Source organism: Nonomuraea sp. CA-143628 (assembly GCF_050942315.1).
In the GTDB taxonomy this organism is placed as follows: Bacteria; Actinomycetota; Actinomycetes; order Streptosporangiales; family Streptosporangiaceae; genus Nonomuraea.
The window spans coordinates 8,039,501-8,051,915 of the sequence record NZ_CP192072.1; the positions used below are offsets into that span (position 1 = coordinate 8,039,501).

Here is a 12,415-nt window from a genome sequence, read left to right on the forward strand (position 1 = left end):
CGCAACGGTGCGTCTAATCTATGGGCCATGACAAACACCCTGCACTCTCCGCTGGTCCGTACCGTGCTCGACCGGCTGTTCGCCGCCGCGGCGCTCGACGACGACGCGCCCCGCGGACCGCTCCCCGGCGGCTCCCTGGAGACCGCCACCGCGCAGGAGCGCGCCGACGCCCTGGCGGCCGTGTACATGCCGGTCTCCGCTCGGGGCGGCGACCTTCTCTACACCCTGGTGCGGGCCGCCCGTCCGGAGACCGTCGTGGAGTTCGGCACCTCGTTCGGGATCTCCACGGTGTACCTGGCCGCCGCGGTCGCCGACAACGGCACGGGCCGGGTGTACGCCACCGAGATGAGCGCGACCAAGGTCGCCACCGCCCGCGCGAACCTGGCCGAGGCCGGACTCGGCGACGTGGTGACGATCCTGCCCGGCAACGCCCTGGACACCCTCGCCGACGTGCCAGGACCGATCGGCCTGGTGCTGCTGGACGGGTGGAAGGAGCTGAGCGTGCCGGTGCTCCGGCTACTGGAGCCCCGGTTGGCGCCGGGCGCGCTGGTGGTGGCCGACGACGTCACCTTCGCCTCCATGGCCGACTATCTGGACTACGTACGCGATCCGGCGAACGGATATGTCAGCGTCGCCTTCCCGGTGGAGGACGGCATGGAGATCAGCTGCCACACCGGCGGCGCCACGACGTACAGCTGACACGACGTACAACCGAACGGATCAGCCGACGCTCAGGCTGGAGCGTCGGCGCCGCCCCGGGCCTGGGCGCCAGCGGTTTCCGAGGTCGGAGCGCCAGCGTCTCCCGAGCCCGGGGCGTCGGCGCCTCCCGGGGCCGGACGGAGAAGGGCCCCTTCGATACCGGCCGTCAGCATGACCACCACCGACTCGAACAGCACGTCCGGCGGCTCCACGACGGCCTCCTCGCCGATCCGCCCCAGGTGCGGCCGCCCCTCGGCGGGCGGCGCCGTCGCCATGGCGGCGGGGAGCAGCCCGGCGGGCGGGCGGTCGTGCCAGGCGTCCCAGATCTCGGCGAAACCGGCCACCTGGAGCACGGTGATCGTCCAGGCGCGGTAGGCGTTCTGCGGGCTCAGCCCGAGCGCGAGGAAGAAGCCCACCAGCGCGTCGTCGGCGTCGAGCAGGCCGGGGGTGGCCAGGTGGGTGAGATTCTCGGCGTGGGCGAGCGCCAGCAGCCCGGGGTGGGCCCGGTACCAGGACCGCAGGTCGAGGCAGTAGTCGCGCAGGCTCTCCCGCCACCGCCCCGGATCCAGGCGCGGTTCGGGACGGTCGGCGTGGCAGATCGCCAGCACCTCGCGCAGCAGATCGTCGCGGTCGCTCACGTAGTTGTACAGGGCGCGCGGCGAGACCTGAAGCTCGGCGGCGACGTTGCGCATGGTCAGCTCCGCAGGCCCGGCCCGGCCGAGCACGCGCAGCGCGGCGCGGGCGATCCGTTCCCTGGTCAGAGTGGGCCTGCCCATACGGACTTCGGGGCGTCGGCGGCGGGCGGGCACCGAGCCATGCTAGCCGGATCCCTTGAACTTCACACACCGTTGACTTTAAGCCGACTCCCCTCCACACTTAGGCGACCCTTACCAAGGAGGAAACGGCATGCGGTGGTCTCTGGTCGTCGGATACGGGGTGGGATTCGGGCTGCTGATGAGCGTGCTCTTCACCGTGGCGATCTTCGCCGGGGCGTTCGCCAGCCGCGACTTCCTGCTGAACGACTACCCGCCGGCCATCCAGGAGCGTTACGCCAAACCCAAGAGCGCGCGCGGCCGCCGGGTGGCGGTCTGGGTGGGAGTGCTGTTCTGGGGACTGTGCTGCGTGCCCCTGACGGTCGCGGCGATGCTCCGCCTGCGCGCGGACCTCGGCACCGACCTGGGCTTCGGCCCGGCCGCCTTGGCGGGGGCGCTCATGTTCCTCACCCTGTCGGTGTACGACCTGGTGGTGCTCGACTGGATCGTCTTCGCCGGACTGCGCCCCCGCCTGCTGGTGCTACCGGGCACCGAGGGCATGCGGGAGTACCGGGACCTGCGCTTCCACGCCGTGGCGGCGCTCAAGGGCAGCCCATTGATCCTGGTCGTCGGCTTGCTGAGCGGAGGCATCACCGCAGGGCTTGAGGCGATCACCTGACCGTCGCCAAATGGGCTGGGGCGTGGACGCGCGTGTGAAACGTGATCAGGAAGCGACGACGGATTCCCCTCCCCGGCTGCGGATATCATCGCGTGAAAGGGTTTTCTCGGCGGCATTTCCGAGCCGCTTCCAGCCGGCTACCTGAAGGACGACGCATGGCCAGGGGCGCGAGCGGCAGGCCGGCGACCATCACCGCCGTCGCGAAGCAGGCCGGGGTCTCCATCTCCACGGTGTCCCGGGTGATGAACGGCAACGAGCATGTGGATCCGGCGATCGCCGAACGGGTCCGCGCCGTGGCGAGCGAGCTGCACTACTCGGCCAGCCCGCTGGCGCGTTCGCTCGTGCTGGGCCGCACGCAGCGCGTCGCCATCCTGGTGCCGGACCTGGAGAACCCGACGTTCCAGAGCGTGCTGCGCGGCCTGACCCACGCCGCCGCCAGGGACAACTACCACGTACTGGTGGCGGACTCCCTCGAAACGGCCGGCGAGGAGGGCATCCTGGCTCTGGAGGCGCGCCGCTGCTGCGACGCGATCGTGCTCTGCGCGCCCAGGATGCCGGAGGACAAGCTCAGGGGCCTGCTGCCCGAGCTGGCGCCGGTCGTACTGATCAACCGCGAGAGTCCGTACGTCCCGGCGCCGACCCTGACCGCCGACTACGAGGCGGGCATCCAGCCGCTCGCCCGGCACCTCTATCAGCTCGGGCACCGCCGGATCGCCTACCTGGAAGGCAATCCCGACAGCGTCTCCAACACCCAGCGGCTGACCGGGCTCGCCCGGTTCCGCGCCGAGCATCCCGAGGCCGACGTGCTCGGCATTCCGTGCGGGGTCACGTTCGAGCGCGGGCACGCCGTGGCGGACGCGGTGCTCGCGTCGGGGGCGACCGGGGTGCTCGGGTTCAACGACCTGGTGGCGATGGGGCTGCTCAGCGCGCTGAACGAGCGGGGCGTACGCGTGCCGGAGCGGTTGTCACTGACCGGGTTCGACGACATCCCGTTCGCGAAGTACACGACGCCGCCGCTGACCACGGCGTCGGTGCCGGTCGTCGAGCTGGGCGAGGAGGCGTGGAAGCGGCTGCACGCGCTGCTCAACGGGGACAAGCCGGACCACGACCTCAGCTTCCGTCCCCGCATCGAGGTGCGTGGCAGCACGGGTCCCGTCCCCGGCCCTTGACGCGCCGTGCCGACGGTTCGGGCGGCAATGCGGGGTCAAGCGGATTGCTCGGCGGAGCCGTTCAGCTCGTTGAGGTAGTTGTAGATGGTGAAGCGGCTGACTCCGAGTGCGGCGGCCGCCGTTTCGGGTGCCTGCTTGACCAGGAAGAACCCGCGGCGTTCCAGCTCGGCGATCACCTGGAGCTTGTGTTCCTTCCGCATCTCTTCGACCGGGACGCCGACCGCAGTGATGGCCGCCTCCAGCAGAAGCGCGGACAGCTCCTCGACGCTGTGGGGGAAGGACTCCCCTTGCTGGGCGACCGCCGGAACCGCGTCGGCCGAAGGCATGGACGGCGCCGGCGGCATGGACGTCAGGTCGTGCCCGAGCACGAACCGGTCCATGGCGGACCTGAGCGAGACCCAGGCGGACACGTCGGTGTTCAGGCAGAGCGCTGCCGCGGGGCGGCCCTCGTCGTCGGTGTACACGATCGTCGTGCTCTGCAGGTTACGTCCGTCCGGCAGCTGGGATCGGTAGCCGATCTCGTGACGCAGGTCGCCCGCGGCGACACGTTCGAGCAGCTTGTCCGTGGGAGGGTGTCCGACCTGCCGGCCGGTGACCGTCCCGGCGATCGCGCGAACGGTGTTCGGGATGCGGCGGAGGTCGTGCAGCACCACTTCGGTCGGCTGGGTCATCGCCGCCTGGAGAGGAGCGACGAGGAGTTCGAGAACGCGGTTGATGCCCTCCGCGTCCATCCCCTCCAGGGCCGCGGGTGCTGGAAGCATCGGATTGTTCGACGCCGGTTCCATCTGTGACACCATCCTCTGTTCAGCGCCGGGAGACCGGCCGAGCTCCCCAAACCCGGTTCGCTGCAACATCGTGAGAATACCGACGGGCTGACCTCGGCGGACCAACAAATTCCGCAAAGTCCTGGGCGACCGCACGGCCAGTTGATGTCCGCGACCGCGGCGGCTTCGCACGTCAAGGCGGAGCCGACCGGAAGATGAGTGGGCTCGCCGGCGTCACTCGAGGTGACGCTCGTTCGGCCGGTGCGCGTGGAGAGCGGCGGCGCGTCCCATGCGGGTGATCGCCTCGGTGATGACGGCCTGGGAGGTGGCGAAGTTCAGGCGGACGTGCCCGGCTCCTCCCGTTCCGAAGATGTGGCCGGAGGACAGGGCCACCCTGGCGTGCTCCAAGAACAGCCGTGCGGGACCGGCCAGGTCGGTGACCACTGCGAGCCCCGTGGCGTCTTCTTCCGGGGCGATGCCGAGGGATCGGCAGTCGAGCCAGGCCAGGTAGGTTCCCTCGGACCTGGCGTACCCGACCCCGGGCAGGTGCTCGGCGATGAGCCGGCCCAGCAGGTCTCGGTTCGCGTCGAGCCCCGCCAGCAGCGCGTCGAGCCACCCGTCCCCGTGCCGGAAGGCCGCGGTGTGAGCGATGACGCCCAGATAGCTGGCACCGTGGTGGACCTCCTCCGGTATCCGGCGCAGATCACCGGCTGCCTCAGCCCCTGCGAGGGCGAGCGCCGCTTTGATGCCGGCGAGGTTCCAGCCCTTGGTCGCCGACATGAGCGAGAAGGCGTCTTCGGCCCCGGGCACGCTCAGATAGGGCGTGAACTCGGCGCCCGGCAGGACGAGCGGGGCGTGAATCTCGTCGGCGACGACACGGACTCCGTACCGGCGAGCCAACGTCGCCACGGCGGCGAGCTCCTCGTAGGTGTGGACCGTGCCGGTCGGGTTGTGCGGGTTGCTGAGGAGGTAAGCGATCTTGCCCTTGCCGCTCTGTTCCCGGGTACGCCGGAACGTCTCCTCCAGCGTTTCCAGGCTGATCCGGAGGTCCGGCCCGAGCGGCGCTTCGATGACCCGGCGGTCGCCATGGGCGATGAAGGCGTAGAAAGGCGCGTACACGGGAGAGTTGACGACGACCGGGTCGCCAGGGTCGGTGATCAGCCGCAGCACCTGGACCGCGCCCATCATCACGTCCGGGATCAAGGCGACGCGGTCGACCACCACCCCGTCCCATTTCCAGCGGCGCGCGGCGAAGCCGGCCAGCGACTCGGCGAACTCGGTTCCGGTGGGGTAGCCGGTGTCACCGATCTCGATGGCTTCGCGCAGCGCGTCGGCGACCGCCGGCGCGAGCGGGACATCCATCTCCGCCACCCACAGGGGCAGGACATCCGGCGGATATACCCGCCACTTCATGCTTTTGCGCTGACGGAGCTGCTCCAGGGAGAACTCCTCCAGAGGGTTCGCGCCCTCTCCGACCTCGGTGCCGACGCCGCGCCCGAACAAGGGCGGCGCCGAAGCTGGCTGATTCATGGCAGACCTCCGTCGGTCGAGCGGCAAGAGAACGGCAGTTCACGGAGCGCTCAACACAGAGTTGCAAGGAGGCAACCAGCCTGGCAAGAGTTGCACAGATTTTTGACCCATCAAAGCATGAGATACATTGCCAATGCAGGCCAAATAACCTTCTCCTGGCTCCATGGAACACAACGAGGTGTTGACAGCATGGTGCTGCACTTCCGCTCTTCAACCAGGATTTGAAGTCTGGCCTGCTGTCAACGCACGCGGGGGTGGATGGTCACCGGGCCGAAGACGGCCGTACCCTCGCCGGACGATCCGGGCGGGGCGGCGGCGAACAGGCCGAGCTCCGCCGAGATCCAGCGCCCCTGTTCCGCCTGGAACCCCTCGAAGCCGGTGACCCAGCCGTCACCGGCGCCACTCTCCTCAGCGCCGCCGTTGCCACCGGCGCGGTGGCGGAACCGCAGCGCGCAGACCCCCGCGTCGTCGGAGTCGATCCGTAGCCCGACGGTCTCGGTCTCGTCCGGGAGCCGTGCGCTGAAGCGTGTCACCTCGCCCTCATCGCCGTCCTGATAGGTCCGGACCTCGACGCTGACCCCGTCACGGTCGCGCGCCAATCCCACGTACGCGTAAGAGGCGCCGAGCACGACCGCTCCAGCCCTGGTCCCCGGCTCATCCGCCGCGAGCCGGAGTGTGGTGGTGAACCGCGCGGCCACACCGGGCATCTGCTGGCCGAGCACCTGTGGCAGGTTCCGCAGGTTGCCCTGATCGTTGGGCACCGCGCGCAGTCTCGCGTGACCGTCGCCGTCCAGACGCAGCAGGCCGGGAGCCGGATTCGCCTGCCAGTGCCACTGCGGCCCGAGCTCCCCCGCCCGGAAGTCGTCGTCCCGCCGCGGCTCCGCCTGCCTGGCACCGGCCGGGCGTGGGTCCGGCGCCGAAGCACGGGCCGGGCCCAGCGCCGGTGCCGGATGACGGCCTGCCTCCGAAGCACGCGCCGGTGCCGGGTGTTCCAGGACGGGACGTCCCTCCACTCCCATCACCGGCCATCCGTCGTCCCCCCACCGCATCGGCTGCAGGTGGACCACCCGGCCGAACACGCCACGGTCCTGGAAGTGCAGGAACCAGTCCTCGCCCTCCGGCGTGGTGACCCAGGCCCCCTGGTGCGGCCCGTTGACCAGCGTGTCGCCCTGCTCCAGGACGACACGGTCCTCGTACGGGCCCGACAGCGACCGTGACCGGAACACCGACTGCCAGCCGGTCGCGACACCCCCTGCCGGGGCGAAGATCCAGTACCAGCCGTCGCGCTTGTAGATCTTGGGCCCCTCCAGCGTCGAGTAGCCGGGCAGGGCATCCCCGTCGATGACGGTGACGGGTGTGCCGATGATCTCGCGGGCGTCCGGCGTCATCTCCACCAGCGACAGCCGGTTGCTGATGCCGCTGCGGCTCTTCGCCCACCCGAACACCAGCCAGGCGCGCCCGTCGTCGTCCCAAAGCGGGCAGGGGTCGATCACCCCAGGGCCGGGGAGCAGGAGGTGGGGCGCCGACCACGGCCCAGCCGGGTCCGCCGCCGTCAGCACATGTACCCCGTGGTCGGGGTCGGGGTAGAAGATCCAGAACAGGCCGTCGTGGTGCCTGATGGAGGGCGCCCACGCCCCGCCGCCGTGCCGGGGCACCGTGAAGTGCTCCACCGGTGGCACGGCGGGCAGCGCGTGGCCGATCAGCTCCCAGCGCAGCAGGTCGGGCGAGCGCAGGACGGGCAGGCCGGGCGCGCGGTTGAAGCTCGACGTGACCAGGTAGTAGGTCTCACCGACGCGGATGACGTCCGGATCGGGCCAGTCGGCGTTGAGCACGGGGTTGCGGTACGTGAGCCGCCCGGCCGGTTCGTCTGCCATGTGTCCAAGCTCCCGCAGCCAACTGAGAAAACGTTTCCCCGCTATTCTGGCACGCCCCCTGTCGCCGATCCGATCCAGATCGGATTCAACGGTTCGGCCCCTCGGCCCGTCTATGCCGTGACGGACCAAGGAAAGGCATAGGCCATTGGATGAAATTTCGCGTTTCGAGGACTTCGTCGCGGAACGGGCCGATGCCCTGCTGCGCTACGGATACCTGCTCAGCGGCAACCCGCACGACGCGGCCGACCTCACCCAGGAAGCGCTGATCCGGCTGCATCGGGCCTGGCCACGGGTGCGCCAGAAGCAGGCTCCCGAGGGCTACACCAGGATGATCATGGCCAGACTGCACATCAGCGTCTGGCGGCTGCGCAAACGCGAGCGACTCGACTGGGCGCTGCCCGAGACCGCCCAGCTCGACGTGCTGCCCTCCGGCATCGAGCAGGACCTGTGGCAGGCGCTCGCCGGCCTGCCGCGCAAGCAGCGGGCCGTGCTGGTCCTGCGCTACTACGAGGACCTCGCCGACGAGGAGATCGCCGGCGTCCTCGGCATCTCCCGAGGGACCGTGCGCAGCCACGCGTCGCTCGGCCTGGCCAAGCTCCGTTCCACCGTGCCCCACCCCTCAGCGATCGACGGGAGCCTCGCATGACCGACCAGTTGGAATCCCACCTGCGTTCGACCCTCGGCCACGCCGCCGAACATGCGCCGAAGGCGCCGTCCGGGCTGCGCGCGGAGGTCGTGTCGCGGTCGCGGCGGCGCAGGACGCGCAGTCAGGCCCTCGTCGTGGCACTGGCCGTCACCACCGTGGCCCTGCCGGTCACGCTGACGGTCACCGGCGGGCAGGAGGGTGACAACGTCGCCACCGGCACCATCGACCCAGGCCGCCGCATCCCGAGTGCCATGGACGGCAAGACCCCGCTGGGCGAGCGTCTGGTGATCGACAACCCGTCCGAGGAGCGGCCCTTGACCCTCTGGTACGCCAAGGGAAAGACGGGCACGGTCCTCTGCCAGATCTACGAGAGCAGGAACGGCGTCATGCTGGAACGGTGCGGCAAGCCGCTCGATGACCGGAAGGCCACCGAGCAGGGTTCGACCGAGTCGATCCCCGCGCCGTCCACGGGCGTAACCCTGTACTTCGGCACCGCGCGGGCCGAGGTCGCCCGCGTCACCGCCGTGATCAAAGGTGGCGGCGAGGCCACCGGGCCGATCTACCGGCCGAAGGGCGCTCCTCAGGGCATCTGGACCGTGTCCGCACCCGCAGGTCAGATGGTGACGGCGTTCGAGTTCGCGGACGCCCAGGGCAGGACCGTGTCACGGCTCAAGAGAAATCCCGCGAGCTTCACCGAGGCCGTGGGCGAGCCGGTCGGCCCTGCCGTGCGGATGCCAGGGGGACTCTCCGTGGATCTCTACCAGAAGACACCGAGCAAGCTGCTCTGGAAGCTGAACGGACTGCCTGTCGTCATGCATGTCGTCGAGCCCGGCCGCCTGCTGACCGACCTGGACGGCAAGAAGTACCCCGTGGAGCTGGCCGAGCACGACAAGCGCTGGTTGGGCATCGCGAGCGCGAAGACCGCCCGGGTCACCCTGCTCTTCGGCGACGGCCGGTCCGTGTCGGCCGCCACCCGGCCGGACCCGTGGAACCTCGGCATCCGGTTGTTCGCCGGGACCCACGATCGCACCCGCAGCATCAACTACGAACGCTTCCAGATCATCGGCTACGACGACGCGGGCGTGGAGATCTGGCGGCAGACGCAAGAGAAGCGCTGAACGAGTGACCGCCCGGGCGGTCGCATCACAGCTGCCCGGCGGGGTTGGCGAGCAGGCGATATCCAGACTTGCAGGCGATATCCCGAAATACAGGGAGGATCAGCGCTGGTAGGCGCCGGCGTTCGGGGCGGCGGGCAGGCCCGCGATGTCCGTGCCGCCCGACGCCCGGCCGAACCACGCGGCCCCGAGCCGGACGCCCCGGCCCAACGCCGGCGAACCGGGCCGCAGGTGCAGGTCCGTACGGGAGACGAAGCGGGGGTCCGCCTTCACCGACTTGGGCCCCAGCTTGAAGTCGTACGTCCGCCCCTTGTACACGCCGCCCGCGTCGTCGGCGCCCTTCCCGTCCTCGTACCCGGCCTCACCGCCGACCGAGATCGCGTTGTTGCGCAGCTTGAGTATCGACGGCGAGCACCCGCCGTGGCAGGACCAGCCGATCGTCGCGCGCGCGGGCAGGTAGACCGAGTTGTGCACCGCGATCGTCCCCATCACCGGGCCGACGATGTGCTGGGGGCCACGGGTGATCAGGAACGATCCATGCTTGCGCGAGGAGGTGACCACGTTGAAGGCGAACACGTTCCCGGCGGCCGTCTTCCCCTTGCGGGCGCCGAGCTCGGTGAACGTCTCGTTGTCGCGGGCGGTGTTGTGCGTGATGAGGTTGCGGTCACCGTCGAAGATCTCGACCGCCGCCCCGTCGAAGCCGTAGTCGGCGCTGGCCGCGTAGCTGCCGGTGATGGTGTTGCCCGTCACCGTGTTGTCGTCGCCGTTCAGCAGGATGCCGAACGCCCCGGAGTCGTTGTCGGGCTCGGAGTCGTTCACGCTCATCCGGGCGTTGGACGTCAGCGTGCTGTCCCTGATGACGTTGCGCGAGCCGCTCGGGGTGACCAGCACTCCGGCGATGTTGCGGTCGGCCCGTACGCCGACGAGCTCGTTGCCGTCGCCGCTCAGCTCGAATCCCGCCCATTGGCAGCCGGAGGCGCGCAGGCCGCTGATGCGCCAGTGGTTGCCGGTCACGACGACGCAGTTGCCGTCCATGCCGGAGATCTTCGCCATGGGGCCGGTCCCGTACGGCTGGATGACGATGGGTTTGGCCGCCGTGCCCTTGGCGCTCAGGGTGAGCGTGCCCGTCCACTTGCTGCCGCGTTTGACGCTGACCGCGTCGCCGGGTTTCAGGTCGGCGGCGCCGATCTTCTCGAGTGATTTCCAGGGTTTGGTGGCACTGGTCCCGGCAGCCGAGTCGTCGCCCGTCCGCGAATCGACGTAGTAGGTGGTGCCCGCGCGGGCCAGGGCCGAGGCCGGGAGGGCGGGCGCGAGCGAGGCGATGACGGCCACGGAGAGCAACCTCATGCGAACACACCACTATCTAGTTTAAATCTGAACGATGGGGGGGTCGCCCACGCTAGCGCGTCACCGCGCGAGGCGCCAGACACGCAGCGAAGGGCCATCACCCGGCAACACATCGGTGTCAGAAGCGTTATAAACCCCTGTCGCCCGCATTTGAAGGGGAATGGCCTGGCCCGATGCCCTGCGCGCGCACACCAGCAGCGACTCCTCGGCGGCCTCCCGGAGGAAGACCAGGCAGTCGGCGTCGGCGTGCAGCCACCGCAGCCCGCCGTGGCGCAGCGCGGGCTCGGCCCGGCGCAGGCCGAGCAGTTCCCGGTAGGCGGCCAGCGTCGCGAGGTCCTGGTCGGCGGGCCGGTCCCAGGGCATGGGGGTACGCGCGTGCTCACCGTTCACCCCCGTCAGCCCGAACTCGCTGCCCGCGAACACCATCGGCGTGCCCGGCAGCGTGGCCTGCAGCCCGAGCGCGACGAGGTGGCGCTCCGCCGAGCCGGTCACGGTGCGGATGCGCGGCGAGTCGTGCGAGTCGAGCAGTTGCCATGAGTGCGCCTGCGAGCGCCACGACAGGTGGGAGGCGAAGGCGCGGAACGTCGCGTACGTCTGGAGTCCGTCCCGCGACGGCACTCCGCCGGGCACGCCGAGGAAGTTCGCCAGCTCCAGGTCGGGCGAGCGCAGCCAGGCCCACACCGGCCGGGTGAAGCCGCTGTAGTTCATCGTGCCGTGCCAGCCGTCGCGGTCCAGGTCGGGCGAGGCGTCATGGCAGTGCTCGGCGATGAGCGCCGCGCCGGGCCCGATCGCGCGCCGCAGCAGGGCGGCGATCTCGTGGTTGTGGTCGTCGCGGCCGTGCCTGCCGGTCATGTTCGCGACGTCGACGCGCCAGCCGTCGAGCGGGCCCAGCCACTTCTTCAGTACGGCCGGTATCCGGGCCCGCACCAGGTCGCCGCCCCAGTTGAGCTTGGGCAGCGACTTGACGCCGTACCAGGACTCGTAGTCGCCGGTGGCGGGGTCGAAGTAGAACATCTCCCGCTCCGGCGCGCCCGCGTCGGACATCGCGGCGGTGAACCACGGGTGCGTCCGGCCGCAGTGGTTGGTGGTGATGTCGCCGATCAGCCGCATGCCGCGCGCGTGCAGCGCGTCGGCGAGCCGGTGCAGTGCCTCGTCGCCGCCGAGCAGCGGGTCGACGCGGTCGAAGTCGGCGGCGTCGTAGCGGTGGTTGGAGCGGGCCGGGAAGATCGGCGTCAGGTAGACGGTGTCCGCGCCGAGCGCCTGGACGTGGTCGAGCCGCTCCACGATGCCATCGAGGTCGCCGCCGTAGAACTGCTGGGAGGTGCCGGGGCCCGAGGGGATGACCGGGTCACGGTCCCACTCGCGTGGCAGCGCCCAGTCCGGCAGCTCCCGCATCGGCTTGGACCTGGCGAAACGGTCAGGGAAGATCTGGTAGACGATAGCGTCGGCCAGCCACGGGGGCGGCGTCTCGTGGGAGACCAGCCGGAAGTCGGTGGCGTCGGTGACGTCGTGCGTGACGAGCCCGGCGGCGGTCAGCCACGCCTGGCCGCCCTCGGTATGCAGGAGGAAGCGGTAGGGGGTGACCGGGTTGGCGGCGACGAGGTCCGCGCGCCACCAGACGTCCGTCTCGCCGTAGCCCCCGACGGCGCCGGGGGTGTCGGGCGAGGCGGCGGTGAAGCGGGGTTCGCCGTCGCGGACCGTACGGACGTGCACGCCGGTGATCCCGGTCGACAGCGGCGCCCGCAGCCGGACCGTCACCGTCGAGCCGGGCGCCGGCGCCTGGGTGGAGACGTACAGAGCGGAGCCGTCGTGATGCGGCTCGCCGAGAAAGCGCAATGAG

Annotated in this window: 11 protein-coding genes; 5 read left to right on the forward strand and 6 right to left on the reverse strand. The window is 70.3% G+C overall.

Annotated elements, in window-relative coordinates; all coding sequences use genetic code 11:
- The first annotated feature begins 27 nt into the window (after positions 1 to 27).
- Positions 28 to 699: an O-methyltransferase gene (locus ACQP2T_RS36660; RefSeq protein ID WP_433509476.1), complete on the forward strand. Its 672-nt coding sequence runs from the start codon at positions 28 to 30 to the stop codon at positions 697 to 699.
- A gap of 32 nt (positions 700 to 731) precedes the next feature.
- On the opposite strand, the gene ACQP2T_RS36665 is transcribed toward ACQP2T_RS36660, so the two are convergent.
- On the reverse strand, positions 732 to 1,508 hold the full coding sequence (locus tag ACQP2T_RS36665) for a TetR/AcrR family transcriptional regulator (RefSeq protein ID WP_433509477.1): 777 nt from the start codon (positions 1,506 to 1,508) through the stop codon (positions 732 to 734).
- 97 nt (positions 1,509 to 1,605) lie between these two features.
- On the opposite strand from ACQP2T_RS36665, the gene ACQP2T_RS36670 reads away from it, so the two are divergent.
- On the forward strand, positions 1,606 to 2,130 hold the full coding sequence (locus ACQP2T_RS36670; RefSeq protein WP_433509478.1) for a hypothetical protein: 525 nt from the start codon (positions 1,606 to 1,608) through the stop codon (positions 2,128 to 2,130).
- A gap of 155 nt (positions 2,131 to 2,285) precedes the next feature.
- On the forward strand, positions 2,286 to 3,299 hold the full coding sequence (locus tag ACQP2T_RS36675) for a LacI family DNA-binding transcriptional regulator (protein WP_433509479.1): 1,014 nt from the start codon (positions 2,286 to 2,288) through the stop codon (positions 3,297 to 3,299).
- Between the two features lie 35 nt (positions 3,300 to 3,334).
- Here ACQP2T_RS36675 and ACQP2T_RS36680 read toward each other — a convergent pair whose 3' ends face one another.
- The 3 genes from ACQP2T_RS36680 to ACQP2T_RS36690 form a co-directional block, all read right to left on the reverse strand.
- Positions 3,335 to 4,084 carry a helix-turn-helix transcriptional regulator gene (locus tag ACQP2T_RS36680; protein WP_433509480.1) on the reverse strand — a complete coding sequence of 250 codons (750 nt, stop codon included), beginning with the start codon at positions 4,082 to 4,084 and terminating at the stop codon, positions 3,335 to 3,337.
- 213 nt (positions 4,085 to 4,297) lie between these two features.
- Positions 4,298 to 5,593 (reverse strand): MalY/PatB family protein, encoded by a 1,296-nt coding sequence (locus tag ACQP2T_RS36685; protein WP_433509481.1) that lies wholly within the window; start codon positions 5,591 to 5,593, stop codon positions 4,298 to 4,300.
- A gap of 239 nt (positions 5,594 to 5,832) precedes the next feature.
- A complete protein-coding gene (locus ACQP2T_RS36690) occupies positions 5,833 to 7,467 on the reverse strand; it encodes a family 43 glycosylhydrolase (protein WP_433509482.1) in 1,635 nt (544 codons plus the stop codon).
- Positions 7,468 to 7,612: 145 nt separating this feature from the next.
- Here ACQP2T_RS36690 and ACQP2T_RS36695 point away from each other — a divergent pair, with 145 nt between their 5' ends.
- Positions 7,613 to 8,113, forward strand: a complete 501-nt coding sequence (locus tag ACQP2T_RS36695) for a SigE family RNA polymerase sigma factor (RefSeq protein WP_433509483.1) — start codon at positions 7,613 to 7,615, stop codon at positions 8,111 to 8,113.
- Complete coding sequence (locus tag ACQP2T_RS36700) at positions 8,110 to 9,231, forward strand: hypothetical protein (RefSeq protein ID WP_433509484.1); 1,122 nt, start codon at positions 8,110 to 8,112, stop codon at positions 9,229 to 9,231. Before ACQP2T_RS36695 ends, ACQP2T_RS36700 begins: the two co-directional genes overlap by 4 nt.
- 99 nt (positions 9,232 to 9,330) lie before the next feature.
- On the opposite strand, the gene ACQP2T_RS36705 is transcribed toward ACQP2T_RS36700, so the two are convergent.
- Together ACQP2T_RS36705 and ACQP2T_RS36710 are read right to left on the reverse strand one after the other, a co-directional pair.
- Entirely contained in the window at positions 9,331 to 10,575 is a 1,245-nt protein-coding gene (locus tag ACQP2T_RS36705) for a right-handed parallel beta-helix repeat-containing protein (protein WP_433509485.1), read from the reverse strand.
- Positions 10,576 to 10,635: 60 nt separating this feature from the next.
- A complete protein-coding gene (locus tag ACQP2T_RS36710; RefSeq protein ID WP_433509486.1) occupies positions 10,636 to 12,411 on the reverse strand; it encodes a glycoside hydrolase family 13 protein in 1,776 nt (591 codons plus the stop codon).
- Between the last annotated feature and the right edge of the window lie 4 nt (positions 12,412 to 12,415).